The sequence below is a fragment of the Bariatricus sp. SGI.154 genome (genome assembly GCF_050313795.1).
Classification (GTDB): Bacteria; Bacillota; Clostridia; order Lachnospirales; family Lachnospiraceae; genus CAMBRQ01.
This window is the reverse complement of record NZ_JBNPMC010000045.1, coordinates 11,766-29,053: the sequence shown is the minus strand read 5'-3', so window position 1 is coordinate 29,053 and position 17,288 is coordinate 11,766. Positions and strand designations below refer to the sequence as shown.

Below are 17,288 nucleotides of genomic sequence, written 5' to 3'. Positions count from 1 at the left end.
AAATTGCAATTTCCCCCGTCCCCAATTCATTTTGCCGTGTCCCTTTTTGGATTTGCCGTGTCCCTTTTTGCGATCAGGTTTAATTTTTGATAGTTCAGGTATGTTTTTTTATAAAAGAATCCTTCAATTCGGTAATACAATGAAAGCGTAATATGTTAATATGTACATAGAGTCGAATGAATGGGGAAGTATATGGAATTGTTAAAACTGGTGATTGTAGATGATGAACCGATATTATTACAGGGGCTTTTGAGTACCTATGATTGGGAGAGCATGGGATTCGAAGTAGTTGGAACTGCACAGAGCGGTGAACAGGCAATACAGGTTATAAAGAAGAAAAGACCACATGTGGTGCTGACGGATATCCGTATGAAGCAGATTACTGGTCTTATGGTGATGGAGGAGATCCAGAAGGAGGAGATAGACTGCCTGTTTATTGTACTGAGTGCGTACCGGGATTTTGAATATGCGCAGCAGGCGTGTGATCTGGGTGCATTTGCTTATCTGTTGAAGCCGATTGAGGATGACAAGCTTCGGGAGACGATGCTGAGTGCTTACAGAAAATGCATGGAGCAGTTGAAAAACGAGGCCAAATACGAGAGTTGGGAGAAACTGCTCGTGAAGGATGCGACCAGTTTCCTTCAGGTGGTCGTGCAGAAATATGTCCATGGAGGAATCGAACTCTCCAGGGTGAAGGAGGTCTTCGAGACGATCGGGGATGTTCTGAAGGATGGAGACCGGTTTATTACTGTCTGTGTGGATATAGATATTGCATATAAGATTACAAATTCTCTGGATTATGAGGCTGCACGTATCGCAGTGTTGAAATATCTGGAGGACAGGATCAGTGAAGTATATTTCTATTGGAGATTCGAGAATCATGAAGGCAACTGTGTGTTCATCATTAAGACACAGGACAATACGACGGTCAGAGAGTTGAAGAAACTTTTGGAATGTGCCAAGAGAGAAGAGCAGAGCCCTGTCATAGCCTCGATCTCAAAACCTTATAAGGGAATTGAAGGGATTAAGAAGAGTTTTGAGGAGGCACAGCAGGTATTTGGGCTGGCGAGTATCTCAGGAGCCAGTGCACTTGCTGTTCCGGAAGAAGTCGAGATGAAGCGGGAGAAGGCTTATTCTGATGATTCGGAACTGCTGATCATCAATGCAGTCCGCAAGAATAATATGCAGGAGTTAAAAGGGGCATTTGTACATTTTATATACAGTCTTCCCAAAGAGGAAGAACTGCAATGCCAGTATATTCATAAGGTTATGCTAAGAGTGGAACTTATGATAAAGGATTCTTATGGGATGACAGACGAACTTAAGGAGAAGTTTCAGAATTATTACTCCAACCTGAATCATCTTAATGCAGCTAAGGCGGTGGACGTATGTTATAAGATACTGGGCAATGCAGTAGAGTCAAGAATTTCCAGCGCATCCGATGAGACGAAGTATTTTAAAGAATATATGTCGGAAGCGGTTGCCTATATTGCAGAACATCTGAACGATGAGGATCTGTCTATCGTATCGGTGGCAACGCATGTCTATCTGAACCCGGTATATTTTGGACGTGTATTCAAGAATACCTTCCATATGACTTTTAAGAAATATCTGCTGCAGCAGCGTATGGAGAAGGCGAAGCGGCTGCTGGAGGAAGGGAATGTAAGTATAGGGAACATCTGCGAGCAGGTGGGGATCAACAATCCTTCGTATTTTTCGCATCTGTTCAAGCAGTATACGGGCAAACTGCCCAGTGAATACAAAAAGGAATATGAAGTATGACAAAGAGGATGAATTCTGGAATTCAAAGAAGATATCTAAAATATACGATTGCGCTTTTGATACTGGCTCTTCTTTTGTCCAGCATTGGAGTGTGGGCGTATATGACGAAGAATCAGAGAGGAATCATTGTGGACAAATATGAATTCATGGGCGAGAAGATGGGAATCGCCCTGGAGAATCTGTATCAGAAAAGTGATGAAGTGACGGCAGAGTGTATTTTGTACGATGATGTGCAGAAAAGCCTGCAGGCCAATGGCTTAGAAGAGGTGCAAAAGAGTGGGCTGAGCAAGTATTTTGCATATGTTGATATGGAGGATGTGGAGGAATACTGTTATGTGGATAACCATCAGAATATCTATACGCGGTCTTATTCCAAAGTATCTTATGAGGAATTTGCAGACAGCGGATTCGCTCGGATGCTGGGAGAGGATTATTCAACGACGCGGTGGTTCTGGACGGAAGATACTCTCTTTGGGACTAAAGAGCCTGCGCTTTTCATCGGAAGATATGTCAGGAACATGGAGTATGCCCACGAGCCGGGGATGCTGTTTTTCAAGATGAAAGATGAGTTCCTCGGGCGGATTCTTAAGAGCGGCATGAATGTAACGAATGAAGTTGCCGTAGGAATCCTGGATGCAGAGGGACGGGTATGCAGCCTGGTGATGAGTGAGGATTGCCATATACCACAGGAACGGATTGCAGAGGCAGTCGCGAAGCAGGATGGAGACGGTATGATATTAGGCGGAACAGAGGTGCAGGGCGGAGTGGTGTCTGCATACCGCCAGGGAGATGCTGGCATGGTGGTTTTTACCTATGTGCCGGAGAGCGTGCTGAATCAGGGCTTGACAAGACTTTTGCTGGTATTGGGCGGAATCTATCTGATGGTGGTTGCTGTTGCTGTGAATCTTAGTATCTATTTTTCGAAGCGTTTCACGAAGCCGATTCAGGATATCACTGAGGCGATGACAGGGTTCGATGGCAATGATTTTGAGCGGACGATTGAATTGCATACGAATACGGAATTGGATCAGATCGGACATTCGTATAATGAGATGCTTGGGAATATCGAACGGCTTCTGCAAGAGATTAAAGATCAGGAGAAAGAACTAAGGACCAGTGAATTGAATATGCTGATCAGCCAGATTAATCCTCATTTTCTCTATAATACACTGGATACCATCTATATGCTGGCTCGGATTAATAAAGAAGAGACAACCATGAAGATGATACAGGCGCTGTCCAAATACCTGCGGTTGTCCCTGAACAAAGGAAATGACGTGGTCACGGTGGAGGATGAACTGGAGAATGTCAAGAGTTATATGGAGATACAGCAGATCCGAAACGAGAATCTTTTCCAGTATGAGATTGATTGCCGGGTGGATGCTGCCAGGACCCGAGTCCTAAAACTGATCTTGCAGCCGCTTGTGGAGAATGCGATCAAATACGGCTTCTGTGACATCTTTGAAGGCGGAGTCATTCGTATCATTGTGGAGGAGCGGGAACGGTATCTGCAATTCAGAGTGTACAACAGTGGAATGCCGATAGAAACTGAGATGTGTGAGAAATTAAACGGACTGAGCGTTCAGCCTCTTGCGAAGATGAAAGAACTGTTTCCGGACAGCCGGCATGGCTACGGGGTTGTGAATATTATCACGCGTCTGAGGCTGAAATATGGAGAGGGAGTGCGATTCTACTATGTAGCAGAGGAAGATGGAACCAGCTGTATTGTAGAGATTCCTAAGGATGGAGAAGATGATCATGAGATGGAAGCGGACATATCATAGAGAGCGTAATAGAAGGCGTAATAGAAGGGGACTTATGGGGGCGCTGTGTCTGTCGATGGCTGCGAGTCTTGCAGCAGGCTGTGGAGTGAAAGAGACGACAGAAGAATCGGGAGCGACAGAAGAAGTCGTCATTCCGATGATTCTGACCGTGGATTCTACAACCGGCAACCGCAACGAGGAGAAATTAATTGAAGCGTTCAATGAAGAATATCAGGGAATCTATCGAGTGGATGTTGAATGGATCGTGGAGACGGAAGAAGAGTACCGGCAGAATCTTAAGCGCCGGAATGTTACGGATGAACTTCCGGCAGTTATTACGGATCTAAGTATGCTGCCGTCTTTCTACCGGATGATGATACAGGATGGCAGAATCGAGGATATCTCTTCTTATATTGAAGAAGATCAGGAGTGGGCTGATATGATAGAGCCGGTGGTATTGGAAGGCTGCAGCGAACCGAGCGGAGAAGTCTATCTGGCGCCGATCAGTACGGCGGCTTTCTCATGCTCGGGCGTATTCTGGAATCAGGAATTGTTCGAACGGGCGGGGATAGAGACGTTCCCGGAGACCTGGGAAGAATTCTGGTATTGCTGTGAAAGGCTGGAAAATTATGGCGTTACACCGCTCGCTTTGCACACGGAAGGAACCGGATGGGCACCCATGCTTCTTGCCACGGCAGAACTGGCTGACAGCGAAGCGGGAGCAGATTTTATGAAGGAACTGTATCCTGAAAGTTATCAGAACGAAAATGGACTCCGGTTGGCGAATACGCTGGATCGTTTGTTCGATTACACCACAGATGATGCGCTGCACGTGGATTTTGATGTGGCTTATACGAACTTCTTCACGGGCAATGCGGCGATGATTCCGAATGGTTATTGGATGATAGACCAGATTCCGGAAGGATGGAAAGATAAAGTACGTTTTGCACCGTTTCCGGGGAATAAACTGATCTCTTCGCCGGAGACTTTCGGCTGGTCAATTGTGTCCAGTTATAGTGATGAGGTCAAAGAAGGGGCGGTTGAGTTCTTGAAATTCCGCACCCGGATGAACCAGGCTGAGAAAGAAGAAATGTTCAATCAGAATGCCCGGGGCTTAAGTCCGGCCGAGCGGGATTATATCCAGGCGTATCAGGGCAATCCGCAGATTGTTCCGAATTATCAGGTGAAGTGGAATTCCATACTTCAGGAGGAGATTCTGGGGGAGATACTTCCGGAACTGGTACAGGGGAAGATTACGGCGGAAGAATTCACCCGGAAAGAAGATGAAAGTATTCAGAAATTTGAAGAAGAGCAATAGAGAAGTTTATTTTTTGACATTTTAGGTTTGCGAATTGTTAAAGGTTTCCATTCCCTTTCTGCTACTATATTTACAGAACAAAGAAACCACAAAGTTTCAGAAAAGAGGGAAAGGATTATGAAGAATGCAAAACGATGGCTGGCTCTGGGGCTGGCAACGGTAATGACGGCTTCTATGTTAGCAGGCTGTGGATCAAAAGAAAGCGGAAGTGATGAAGGAGATAAAGGCGGAGATGGAAAAGGATCTGTCTATTATCTGAACTTCAAACCGGAGCAGGATGAACAGTGGCAGGATCTTGCCAAAACTTACACAGAAGAGACAGGTGTAGATGTTACGGTTGTTACGGCAGCATCCGGAGAGTATGAGACAACTCTGATGAGTGAGATGGGTAAGAGCAGCGCTCCGACATTATTCCAGGTAAATGGACCGGTTGGTCTGGCGAATTGGAAAGATTATTGCTATGATCTGGCTGACAGCGATGTTTACGGCGAACTGACAAGTGACAGTTATGCGTTGGAGGAAGACGGAACTGTATATGGTATCGGATATGTTATTGAGTCTTATGGTATTATCGTAAATAAGACATTGCTTGAGAAAGCAGGCTATACAGTAGAAGATATTCAGTCATTTGATGATCTTAAGAAGGTTGCAGAGGATATTACCAGCCGCTCTTCTGAACTTGGATTTGCTGCATTTACATCAGCAGGTATGGACGGTTCTTCTGACTGGCGTTATAAGACGCATCTTGCGAACCTCCCGATCTACTTCGAGTATGAAGATGAAGGAATCGCTTCTACAGATGCAATTAAGGGTACATACTTAGACAATTACCGTGCTATGTGGGATCTGTATATTAACAACAGTACATGCGAGCCATCAGAACTTGCTGCTAAGACTGGCGATGATTCCCGGAATGAGTTCCTTGCGGGAGAGGCAGTATTCTTCCAGAATGGTTCTTGGGAATATGCGAACCTGACAGGCGACGGACAGTTCACAGATGATGATCTTGCAATGATCCCGATTTACTTCGGAGCAGGAGATGAGGCGAATCAGGGACTGTGTACCGGTACAGAGAACTACTGGTGTGTAAACAGCCAGGCAAGTAAAGATGACATTCAGGCAACTTTGGACTTCATGAACTGGTGTGTAACTTCTGAGACAGGAACAAAATGCATGGCTGAAGATATGGGATTCGTTATTCCGTTCAAGAGCGCTGCAGAATCTCAGAACTTATTCGTAAAAGAAGATGCAGAGATGACAGAGGCTGGAAAGACCCCTGTATCATGGAACTTCACAACCATGCCATCTGAAGAGTGGAAGAATGGCGTAGGCCAGGCTCTGACGGCATATGCGGCTGATGAGACAGATGCAAACTGGGATGCAGTAGTATCCGCATTCGTCGATGGATGGGCTACGGAATACGAACTTGCAAATCAATAGGAATATAGGACAATAAGAGGATTTCATTAAGGACAGGCAGCAATCCTGCCTGTCCATTTTACGCTATGTGAGGAGGCGTTTTCATGGAAAAAGCGTTAAAACGATATTCGCCGATATTTGTCCTTCCGACATTTGCGGCGTTCATTATTGGCTTTATTATACCATTTATAGAAGGTCTGTATCTTTCGTTTTGCCAGTTTACAACAGTTAGCAATTTCAAATGGATTGGAATCTCGAACTATATTAATGCGCTGAAAGATACATCTTTTACAGATTCTTTTAAGTTTACAGTGGCATTTGCCATCGTATCGATTCTCTCAATTAATGTGCTTGGATTCGGATTGGCGCTGCTTCTGACCAAGGGATTAAAAGGAACGAATATCTTCCGTACCGTTTTCTTTATGCCGAACCTGATCGGCGGTATCGTGCTTGGTTATATCTGGCAGATCTTGATTAACTGTGTGCTTTCTATTGTTGGTCAGCCGCTGCTTGCGCTGAATACGAAGGCAGGCTACTGGGGGCTTATCATCCTGATGTGCTGGCAGCAGATTGGATATATGATGATTATCTATATTGCCGGATTGCAGAATGTATCGGAAGATTTGATAGAGGCGGCGAAGATTGACGGAGCAACCTTGAAACAGATCTTATGGAAGATTAAGATTCCGATGGTTATGCCATCCATTACAATCTGTGTGTTCCTGACACTTACGAATTCGTTCAAGTTATTCGATCAGAACCTTGCGTTGACAGGCGGTGACCCGAACCATACGACAGAGATGTTCGCGTTGAATATCTATCAGACGTTCTATGCGCGTGCAGGTATGCAGTGGAAGGGGCTTGGTCAGGCAAAAGCGGTGATCTTCTGTATTCTGGTCGTAGTGATATCTATGATTCAACTTAGAGCAACCCGTTCAAAGGAGGTGCAGCAATAATGGAAAAAAGGAAAAATATTGCAGATAAGATATGGATTGTGGTGCTGGCAATTGCTGCGCTTGCATATGTGTATCCAATCGTAATGATTCTGATGAATTCGCTGAAAGAAGAGACTTCGATCAGCACCGGAACTGCATTTAAACTGCCGACGGCAGATACATTTGCAGGGCTTGCTAACTATGTAGATGCGATTACATCCAAAGGATTCCTGCAGAGCCTGGGATTCAGTTTGTTCATTACCATTACATCCGTTGCGGCAATTCTGCTTTGCTGCTCTATGTGCGCGTGGTATATTACCCGTGTGCAGACGGTATTTACCAAGGGCTTGTATTTTATGTTCGTTTTGTCTCAGGTAGTACCGTTCCAGACGGTTATGTTCACTTTGTCACAGACGGCGGATTCTCTGAACTTGAACACACCGTGGAATATCTGGGTTGTATATCTGGGATTTGGTTCCGGTCTGGCGGTATTCATGTTTACAGGATTTATGAAATCTGTTCCGTTGGAGATTGAAGAGGCGGCTATGATCGATGGATGCAATCCTTTACAGACGTATTTTAAGGTTGTGCTTCCGATCCTGAAGCCGACGATGGTATCTGTTGGTATTCTGGAGGCAATGTGGGTATGGAACGATTACTTGCTTCCGACGTTGGTTCTGGATATTAAAAAATATAAAACGATTCCGATGTTAATACAGTATTTTAGGGGAAGTTATGGTAAAGTAGAGATGGGACCGATGATGGCAAGTATTATGCTTACTGTAATCCCGATTATTATTGTATACCTGGCCGGACAGAAACACATCATCAAAGGTGTGGCGGCAGGTGCTGTAAAAGGATAGGGTGATTCGTTTGAGAAGTAGTGGAGTTCTGATGCATCTGTCATCGCTTCCTTCTCCCCATGGAGTAGGAACGATGGGACAGAGTGCTCGTGAGTTTGTGGATTTTTTGGTGAAGGCGGGACAGTCATACTGGCAGATATTGCCGGTATGCCCGACCAGTTATGGAGATTCCCCGTATCAGTCTTTTTCGACATTCGCAGGCAATCCATATTTTATTGATCTGGATGAATTGGCGAAAGAGGGATTGATCGAAAAAGCGGAATATGAGGGGATTGACTGGGAAAGTACGCCGGGACGGGTGAACTATGGCGCTTTGTATAACAAGCGTTATCAGGTGCTTGAGAAGGCGGCAAAGAGATTTCTTGCAGGTAGTGCACAGAAGATACAGGCATTCGATGGATTTTGCCGGGAGAATGCGTTCTGGCTGGATGATTATGCGCTGTTCATGACGTTGAAGGGCGCTAATGACGGTGCGTCATGGCTTGCGTGGGAAGGACCGCTTAAGTATCACGATGAAAAGACGCTTAGAGATGTAGAAGAAAGGTATGCTCAGAAGATCGCATTCTGGAAGGTGCTTCAATATCTGTTCTTCCATCAGTGGAATGCTCTGCGTACCTATGCGAATGAGAAGGGCGTTGATATTATCGGGGATCTTCCATTCTATGTGGCACTGGACAGCGTGGATGTGTGGGCGCACCCAGAGTTATTTCAACTGGACGAGGAACGCCAGCCTATCAAAGTTGCCGGATGCCCTCCGGATGGATTCTCTGCCACCGGACAGCTCTGGGGGAATCCGCTGTTTGCCTGGGAGGAGCATTCTAAGACAGATTATGCGTGGTGGATACGTAGGATTGGTTATCTGTGCAAGGTCTATAATGTGCTGCGTATCGATCATTTCCGGGGATTCGATTCTTACTATGCGATTCCGTACGGTGATACGGATGCCAGCGGAGGATGCTGGCGTGAAGGACCGGGGATTAAGCTGTTCCGTGCGATGGAAGCAGCAATCGGACCACAGCGCATCATAGCGGAAGACCTGGGATTCATGACCCAGTCCGTCCGGGACTTGTTAAGAGAGAGCGGATTCCCTGGCATGAAGGTGCTGGAATTCGCATTCGACAGGCGGGATGATAACAACAGTGATTATCTGCCGTATAATTATAAGCCGCACTGCGTGGCATATGTTGGAACTCATGACAATGACACGATCCAGGGCTGGTTCGTATCTGCTGGCGCAGAAGATACGGCATATGCCAAAGAATACCTTCGCCTAGAGGATGCATCGAATTACCATTGGGATATGATGCGTGCCTTGTGGGAGAGCGTGGCAGAACTTACGATCGTGCAGGCGCAGGATCTATTCGGCCTGGGAAGTGAATGCCGGATGAACACGCCGTCTACACTTGGAAGTAACTGGACCTGGAGGACGCTGCCGGGAAGTCTCGACGAGGCACTGGCGGAGAAAATGCGGCATTATATGGAACTATATGGAAGGATTTAGCCGATTAGGGACAGGGTAAATTGAAAAAGGGACACGTCAAATCCAAATGGGGACGGGGGAAATTGCAATTTCCCCCGTCCCCATTTTAAGCCCCCAGATCAAATCTATCATCTAACAGCAGCCAATTAGCACGGAACAACTGCATAATCTACCGGTAACTCACCCCACGCAGCCCGAATTCCTCAACAAGATCGAATTTGCTGTTGAGGCTCCGCACATCTTCAAACCAAACTTCATGCTCTGCTTGGTCAGTATATATCCCATTCATATCATATGTCTTGTCAGCATAATAACGGAAATAAGGCGAGACAGGGATGTCAAAAGCAGCCGATATGCTGTCTACAGTATCCCCTTGTTTTATAGTATAAATCGTCATAGGCATCTCCGGATGGCATACTCTAGCCTATTATATGCCGGAGGAAATAAAATGTTACGAAAATAGATCCATCCTCGGTTGACTTCATATACAAACCATGTATAAAATAGGCTAAGGAGGTTGGGAAAATATGAAAAACGTTGAGAAAAATGCACGAAAATCTGTCGTTGTTACCATAGTGAAAATTATCATAGCAGTACTTTTGCTGTGCATTCTGGCTGTCGCAGGCTATATCATCTATATGCAGATGCATTATTATCGGATTGAAGACCACACAGCGCTTGAAGTTGAGAATAATACGGATGTGAGACTACAGACGGGCGCGACCTATACAGCGGTAACTTACAATATAGGATTTGGCGCTTATGGACCGGATTACAGTTTCTTCATGGATACGGGCGAGATGAAGGATGGCACGCCGACAACCGGAGAATATGGAAAAGCCATTAGCAAAGAGTCAGTGGTGGAGCATACAGAAGGTGCGATTCGGGAATTGAAGGAATTAGATGCAGATTTTATGCTGCTTCAGGAAGTAGATATAGATTCAGACCGGAGTTATCATGTGGATCAGGCAAAAGAGTTAAGAGAGGCATTTGCCGGGTATGGCAATGTATTTGCGAATAATTTTCATACCGCATATCTTCTCTATCCATTCTCAGATCCTCACGGCGCGGTTCAGGCAGGGCTTTTGAACTTCAGCCGTTATGAGATTGGAAAGTCCGAGCGGCGCAGTTATCCGGTGGACAATAGTTTCATTACGAAATTCACGGATTTAGACCGATGCTTTTTGGTTATGCGCCTGCCGGTAGAAGGTGGGCGGGAGTTGGTACTGATCAACAGCCACATGTCTGCATATGACGAGGGCGGACGGATCCGGGCGCAGCAGTTGGAATTATTGAATTATGTAATGGAAGAAGAGTATCAAGCGGGGAATTATGTCATCGTCGGCGGAGATTTTAATCATGCGCTTGGCGAAGCGGTAGCAGAAGGATTTCCGTCAGAGCAGAAGTTCCCGGCGTGGGTATCTATTCTAACACAGGAAGAGATGGCAGATGGAATTACCATGCTGCGGGCGGAAAATGAACTGGAAGTACCGACTTGCCGTGGGGCTGACATTGTCTATACGAAGGGCGTGAATTATACGACGGTTGTGGATGGGTTCCTTGTGTCGGTTAATGTGAAAGCAACTGCAGAGAATATAGATACGGATTTTGCGTATAGCGATCATAACCCGGTGAAGTTAGAGTTTGAATTAGCAGAGTAGGCTTAAGATTGTCTTCTGCCTTTCAAATCCTCATTTAATATGTTATAATGAAAAAACACGTTGATATAAAAGGAGTATATTGGTATGAATTTGATAACAATGAAAGAATTATACAAGAACAAGGAGAATTATCTGGATCAGAAGATCACTGTCGGAGGATGGGTCCGCAGTATCCGCGATTCTAAGACATTTGGATTCATCGTACTGAATGATGGTACGTTCTTTGAACCATTACAGATTGTATATCATGACAAGATGGACAATTTTGCAGAGATTTCCAAATTAAATGTTGGTGCTGCAATCGTTGTAACAGGAACGCTGGTGGCAACACCACAGGCGAAGCAGCCATTCGAGATTCAGGCAGATACCGTGGAGGTAGAGGGGGCATCCGCACCGGATTATCCGCTGCAGAAGAAGCGCCATAGTTTTGAATACCTCAGAACGATTTCACATCTGAGACCGAGAACGAATACATTCCAGGCTGTGTTCCGTGTACGTTCCCTGACGGCTTATGCGATCCATAAGTTCTTCCAGGAGAGGGGGTTCGTCTATGTGCACACACCATTGATCACCGGAAGCGACTGCGAGGGTGCGGGTGAGATGTTCCGCGTAACGACGCTGGATATGGAGAACCTTCCGAAGAATGAAGACGGCAGCGTGGATTATACACAGGATTTCTTCGGCAAAGAGACAAGCCTTACGGTAAGCGGTCAGCTCAATGGCGAGACTTACGCACAGGCGTTCCGTAATATCTATACATTCGGTCCGACATTCCGTGCAGAGAATTCTAATACCACGAGACATGCAGCAGAGTTCTGGATGATTGAGCCTGAGATGGCATTTGCAGATCTGGATGACAATATGATGCTGGCAGAGGCTATGCTTAAGTATGTCATCAGTTATGTGTTGGAAGAAGCGCCGGAGGAGATGAAGTTCTTCAACTCATTCGTTGATAAGGGCTTGCTGGAGCGTCTTCACAACGTGGTTTCTTCGGATTTCGCCAGAGTTACTTATACAGAGGCGATTGAGATTCTGGAGAAGAATAACGATAAATTCGAATATAAAGTATCCTGGGGAGCAGATCTTCAGACGGAGCATGAACGTTATCTGACTGAACAGGTATTCAAGCGTCCGGTATTCGTTACCGATTATCCGAAGGAGATCAAAGCATTCTACATGAAGCAGAACGAAGACGGCAAGACAGTAGCTGCAGTAGACTGCCTGGTTCCTGGAATCGGCGAGATCATCGGCGGCAGCCAGAGAGAAGATGACTACGATAAACTTCTGACCAGAATGAACGAACTGGGACTTAAGGAAGAGGATTATAAGTTCTATCTGGATCTTCGGAAATACGGTTCTACCAGACATTCCGGATTCGGATTAGGCTTCGAGAGATGTGTGATGTACCTGACGGGAATGGGCAATATCCGTGATGTGATTCCATTCCCAAGAACGGTGAATAATTGCGAATTGTAGGAGTTGTGTATAGAATTCCAACAAGGGACAGGGCAAATTGAAAATGGGACAGGGGAATTTTAATTGGGGACGGGGGAAATTGAGATTTCCCCCGTCCCCAAACCCGACGAAGGAGGGTTTTATGAATATTCTAGTTGTAGACGACGAAAAAGAAATTGCTGACGTTATTGAGCTATATCTTCAGAACGACCAATACAGCGTATTCAAATTCTACACCGGACAGGATGCGCTGAACTGTATCAAGACCAAGAAGATTGATCTTGCGATTCTGGATATTATGCTGCCGGATATTGACGGTTTCCAGATACTCAAGATAATCAGGGAGAAATACACATTTCCGGTGATCATGCTGACGGCGAAGACGGAGTATATGGATAAGATTACCGGACTTACATTAGGGGCAGACGACTATATTCCGAAGCCGTTCAATCCGCTGGAACTGGTTGCCCGGGTGAAGGCGCAGATCCGCAGATACACACAGTATAATGACGGAGTCAAGGACGAAGGCGATATCATTGACTTTGGCGGTCTGGTGCTGAATCGGACCTCTCATGAGTGTGTCTATAATGAAGTGCCGTTGACTCTGACGCCGATTGAATTCGATATTCTGTGGCTGCTCTGTGAGAACCGGGGCAAGGTAATCAGTTCGGAAGAACTATTCGAGAAAGTATGGCATGAGAAATATTATAAGAACAGTAACAATACGGTCATGGTGCATATCAGACACCTTCGCGAGAAGATGAGTGCGCCGACCGGCAAATCAGACTTTATCAAGACAGTATGGGGAGTAGGTTATAAAGTTGAAGAATAACTATCGTAAGTTAAAATTCAGTATACTGCTTCAGACAGTACTGGTCACAGCAGTGACGGTGCTGGTAGGCGGATTCCTGCTTAGATACGTGATAGACGGCATTTATAATGACAGTTTTGCCAAAATGTTCGTTGATTTTATGATGGCACTGAATATGGATGAGCAGCGTGCTATAGATTTGTACTGGAAATTGATCGGAGATAACAAGATGTTCTTCATGATCGTCGGTTATCTATTGCTTTTTGCGCTGTTTTTCTATGCTGCGCTTTCTAAGATGATGAAGTACGTGGATCAGATCGGTTACGGAATCGAGAATATCGTATCTGAGTCCACCGAACCAATCCATCTGATCACCGAACTGAAGCCCATCGAGATCCGTCTGAATGAGATTAAGGCAACGCTGAAGAGGCAGGAATTGGAGGCAGAAGCAGGTGAAAAGAAGAAGAATGACCTGGTGCTATTTCTGGCACATGATTTAAAGACCCCGTTAACGTCTATTGTCGCTTATTTAAGTATGCTGGACGGACACCCGGATATGCCGGAAGAGGAGCGGATCAAGTACACCCACATTGCCATGGAGAAATCCCTGCGCCTTGGGGAACTGATCAATGAATTCTTCGATATCACCCGCTATAATCTCCAGGACATTGAATTGGAATCCGTAGAGATTGACTTATCTTTCATGCTGGAGCAGTTGGCAGACGAGTTATATGGAGTCCTGCAGGAAAAGAGACTGACTTGCGAGGTAAATGTAGAAGAGAACCTGATGGTATATGGTGATCCTGACAAATTAGCCAGGGTATTTGACAATATATTGAGAAATGCAATTGCATACTGCTACGAGAGTACGAAGATTCAGATTGAAGCTCAGATGAAGAAGGGAGACATTGAGATTGTATTTACGAATCAGGGGGATAAGATCCCTGGTGCAATGCTCCAGACTATTTTTGAAAAATTCTATCGTGTGGATGGCTCTCGTTCCAGCGGAACCGGAGGCGCAGGTCTTGGGCTTGCGATTGCAAAAGAGATTGTAGAATTGCATGGCGGGTTGATTCGTGCGAAGAGTGATGACATGAAGACACAGTTTATCGTAACCCTGCCATCAAAGGCAGAGCAAGAGGGAGGGGCAGCAGATGAAGTTCATACACATCGCAGATATACATTTAGGGGCATCCCCGGACGCAGGAAACTCATACAGCGAGGAGAGACCAAGGGAGATATGGGAAAGTCTGCGAAGGGTGATAGGCGTCTGTAATGAAGAAGAAGCAGACGTATTGCTGATTGCAGGGGATCTGTTTCACAGACAGCCTCTGCTTCGGGAGTTAAAAGAAGTAAATTATCTGTTTGGAACACTTGAACATACACAGGTAGTTCTGATTGCCGGCAATCATGACTATCTGAAGAAAGATTCGTATTACCGGACATTTTCATGGGGGAAGAATGTGCATATGCTTCTGGATGCTCAGATTACCTGCGTGGAGATTCCGGAACTTACGCTGGCAGTATATGGGTGCAGTTATCATGCAAAGGAGATTACTGAGCATAAATATGACGATGCATTCCCCCAGAACAGGCAGAAGTATGAGATATTGCTTGCTCATGGCGGTGATGAGAAGCATATTCCGATCCAGAAGGATAAACTGGACAGACTTGGCTATGACTATATTGCGCTTGGACATATCCACAAGCCCCAGGAACTGATTGGAAAACGAGCGATCTATGCCGGTGCGCTTGAGCCGATTGATAAGAATGATATCGGTCCGCACGGGTATGTGATAGGGGAGATTACGGACCAGGGATGCAAGGCGCGTTTTGTAAAAAGCGCATCCAGGGAGTATATCCATCTGGATATCATGGCTGACAAGAAGATGACAGGTCATTCACTGAAGGATCATATCAGGAAACGCATTGAGGAATGCGGACCTCAGAACATATATAAAGTGACTTTAAGAGGTTTTCGTGATCCGGATATCCTATTTGATCCGGAGATGATGGATTCATATGGAAATATCATAGAATTAGTAGATGATACGAAGCCGGCCTATGATTTGGAACGGCTGATGGCACAGAATAAAGACAATCTTCTTGGAAAATATATTGAAAGCCTGAAGGATTACGATGAGGACAGTGTGGAATATCTGGCGTTATGTGAAGGCGTACAGGCACTGATGGAGACGAGAAGAGGCTAGAGCATGGAATTTCAGGAACTGATTTTAAAGAATTTTGGAAAATTTACAGATAGACGCATACAGTTATATGATGGAATCAATATCCTGTATGGGGAGAATGAGTCCGGCAAATCCACCATTCATACCTTTATCAAAGGGATGCTGTTTGGAATGGAACGGGGCAGAGGACGGGCATCTGTTAACGATACATATAGTATATATGAGCCTTGGGAGAATCCGAATTATTATTCGGGTGCATTAAGATTCAGAAGCGGTGGGAAGCTTTTTCGGATTGACCAGAATTTTGATAAATATTCTAAGAAAGCAGAACTGATCTGCGAAGATGATGGAGAACAGTTTTCAATCGTAGACGGCGATCTGGATGTGCTGCTTGGAGGACTGAGCGCCGGGAATTATGAGAATACCGTGTCTGTGGGACAGTTGAAAGTAGAGATTAGCCAGTCCCTTGAAACGGAATTCAAGAATTATGCGACCAATTACTATGCTACGGGGAACAGTGAGATTAATCTGGCGAAAGCACTGGAGGATCTGCGGGAGAAAAAGCGGGTTCTGGAGCGTGATGTAAAGAATTCCCTGATTGAAAAGCAGCAGAAAAGGGAGCAGATCGAGCAGGAAGCATCCTATGTGTGGAGGGATGTACATCACCTGGAAGAAGAACGGAACCGCATTGCTGAAGAACTGGAGCATCGAAAGGAACGTGAAGAGCGGGAAGAAGCAGAGAAGAAGCGGATGATTGATGAATTGCGTCCTGCAAAATGGCGGATCCATCCCATTGAGATTATATTATTCGTTATTATTGTAGCACTTGCATTTGTCCTGATTACAAAGCCTTGGAACTATCTGGTTGCGATTATTGTCTTTCTTGCTTGTGGATTATACGTCTGGAACAGGATGAAGGTGGGGAAGAAGCAGGAGAAGACGCTGCCGGAGATCATGCTGGAGGAGATCACGCCGGAAGAGGAGAAGATTCCTTTGGAAAAATTGGTGTGGGAGCGGTCTCATCTGGAAGCGGAACTGAAGGAGAAGCAGATCCAATATAATAACCTTCAGGAACAGTTGGCGGAGTTGGATGAGGTCAGCGATGATTATCGGGAATATGATAAGAGACGCTTGGCTCTTCAGATGGCGATAGATCAGTTGAACGAATTGTCAGGGAACTTGCAGAAAGATCTGGAGAAGCGGCTGAATGGGAATGCATCGGAGATTCTGCGGCAGATTACCAATGGAAAATACTCAAGGCTGATCGTAGATGAAGGGCTTCATATGAGTGTATTTGGTCATGAGCGGAGGATTCCGATGGAACAGTTAAGCAGGGGAACGGTGGAGCAGATTTACTTTGCGCTTCGTATGGCGGCAGGCGGATTGCTTCATGAGGAAGAATACCCGGTGGTGCTTGACGATACATTTGCGTATTATGATGATGTGCGCCTTGGCAATACACTTAAGTGGCTGAGTGAGAATAAGCGTCAGGTGGTGATTCTTACCTGCCAGAAGAGGGAGAAGCAGATGCTTGATGAACTGGGGATTGCATATCATGAATTTTTGTTCTGATGGGAATAACGATTCATTGCAAAAAAATGTCGGACGATTT

14 protein-coding genes are annotated in these 17,288 nt (G+C 45.5%); 13 read left to right on the top strand and 1 reads right to left on the bottom strand.

The window, feature by feature from the left end:
• Window positions 1–192: 192 nt before the first annotated feature.
• The 7 genes from ACQRBN_RS15410 to malQ all read left to right on the top strand — a co-directional run bounded on the left by ACQRBN_RS15410 (window position 193) and on the right by malQ (window position 9,581).
• Window positions 193–1,782, top strand: a complete 1,590-nt coding sequence (locus ACQRBN_RS15410) for a response regulator (protein WP_427739928.1) — start codon at window positions 193–195, stop codon at window positions 1,780–1,782.
• On the top strand, window positions 1,779–3,566 hold the full coding sequence (locus ACQRBN_RS15405) for a sensor histidine kinase (RefSeq protein ID WP_427739927.1): 1,788 nt from the start codon (window positions 1,779–1,781) through the stop codon (window positions 3,564–3,566). The genes ACQRBN_RS15410 and ACQRBN_RS15405 overlap by 4 nt, the downstream gene beginning before the upstream one ends.
• Entirely contained in the window at window positions 3,541–4,863 is a 1,323-nt protein-coding gene (locus ACQRBN_RS15400) for an ABC transporter substrate-binding protein (RefSeq protein ID WP_427739925.1), read from the top strand. Before ACQRBN_RS15405 ends, ACQRBN_RS15400 begins: the two co-directional genes overlap by 26 nt.
• Window positions 4,864–4,980: 117 nt before the next feature.
• Window positions 4,981–6,303, top strand: a complete 1,323-nt coding sequence (locus ACQRBN_RS15395; protein WP_427739924.1) for an ABC transporter substrate-binding protein — start codon at window positions 4,981–4,983, stop codon at window positions 6,301–6,303.
• 83 nt (window positions 6,304–6,386) lie between these two features.
• Window positions 6,387–7,238, top strand: a complete 852-nt coding sequence (locus ACQRBN_RS15390) for a carbohydrate ABC transporter permease (protein WP_427739923.1) — start codon at window positions 6,387–6,389, stop codon at window positions 7,236–7,238.
• Window positions 7,238–8,080, top strand: a complete 843-nt coding sequence (locus ACQRBN_RS15385) for a carbohydrate ABC transporter permease (RefSeq protein ID WP_427739922.1) — start codon at window positions 7,238–7,240, stop codon at window positions 8,078–8,080. The genes ACQRBN_RS15390 and ACQRBN_RS15385 overlap by 1 nt, the downstream gene beginning before the upstream one ends.
• Before the next feature lies 1 nt (window position 8,081).
• A complete protein-coding gene (malQ, locus tag ACQRBN_RS15380; protein ID WP_427739920.1) occupies window positions 8,082–9,581 on the top strand; it encodes a 4-alpha-glucanotransferase in 1,500 nt (499 codons plus the stop codon).
• Window positions 9,582–9,729: 148 nt separating this feature from the next.
• Here malQ and ACQRBN_RS15375 read toward each other — a convergent pair whose 3' ends face one another.
• Entirely contained in the window at window positions 9,730–9,957 is a 228-nt protein-coding gene (locus ACQRBN_RS15375) for a LysM peptidoglycan-binding domain-containing protein (protein WP_427739919.1), read from the bottom strand.
• A 130-nt stretch (window positions 9,958–10,087) separates the two neighbouring features.
• Here ACQRBN_RS15375 and ACQRBN_RS15370 point away from each other — a divergent pair, with 130 nt between their 5' ends.
• The 6 genes from ACQRBN_RS15370 to ACQRBN_RS15345 all read left to right on the top strand — a co-directional run bounded on the left by ACQRBN_RS15370 (window position 10,088) and on the right by ACQRBN_RS15345 (window position 17,248).
• On the top strand, window positions 10,088–11,221 hold the full coding sequence (locus ACQRBN_RS15370) for an endonuclease/exonuclease/phosphatase family protein (protein WP_427739918.1): 1,134 nt from the start codon (window positions 10,088–10,090) through the stop codon (window positions 11,219–11,221).
• An 84-nt stretch (window positions 11,222–11,305) separates the two neighbouring features.
• On the top strand, window positions 11,306–12,697 hold the full coding sequence (gene asnS / locus ACQRBN_RS15365; protein ID WP_427739917.1) for an asparagine--tRNA ligase: 1,392 nt from the start codon (window positions 11,306–11,308) through the stop codon (window positions 12,695–12,697).
• Window positions 12,698–12,818: 121 nt separating this feature from the next.
• Complete coding sequence (gene vanR / locus ACQRBN_RS15360; RefSeq protein ID WP_427739915.1) at window positions 12,819–13,508, top strand: VanR-ABDEGLN family response regulator transcription factor; 690 nt, start codon at window positions 12,819–12,821, stop codon at window positions 13,506–13,508.
• Complete coding sequence (locus ACQRBN_RS15355; protein WP_427739914.1) at window positions 13,498–14,763, top strand: sensor histidine kinase; 1,266 nt, start codon at window positions 13,498–13,500, stop codon at window positions 14,761–14,763. The genes vanR and ACQRBN_RS15355 overlap by 11 nt, the downstream gene beginning before the upstream one ends.
• Window positions 14,651–15,697 carry a metallophosphoesterase family protein gene (locus ACQRBN_RS15350; protein WP_427739929.1) on the top strand — a complete coding sequence of 349 codons (1,047 nt, stop codon included), beginning with the start codon at window positions 14,651–14,653 and terminating at the stop codon, window positions 15,695–15,697. Before ACQRBN_RS15355 ends, ACQRBN_RS15350 begins: the two co-directional genes overlap by 113 nt.
• Before the next feature lie 3 nt (window positions 15,698–15,700).
• Window positions 15,701–17,248, top strand: a complete 1,548-nt coding sequence (locus ACQRBN_RS15345; RefSeq protein ID WP_427739913.1) for an ATP-binding protein — start codon at window positions 15,701–15,703, stop codon at window positions 17,246–17,248.
• Window positions 17,249–17,288 lie beyond the last annotated feature (40 nt).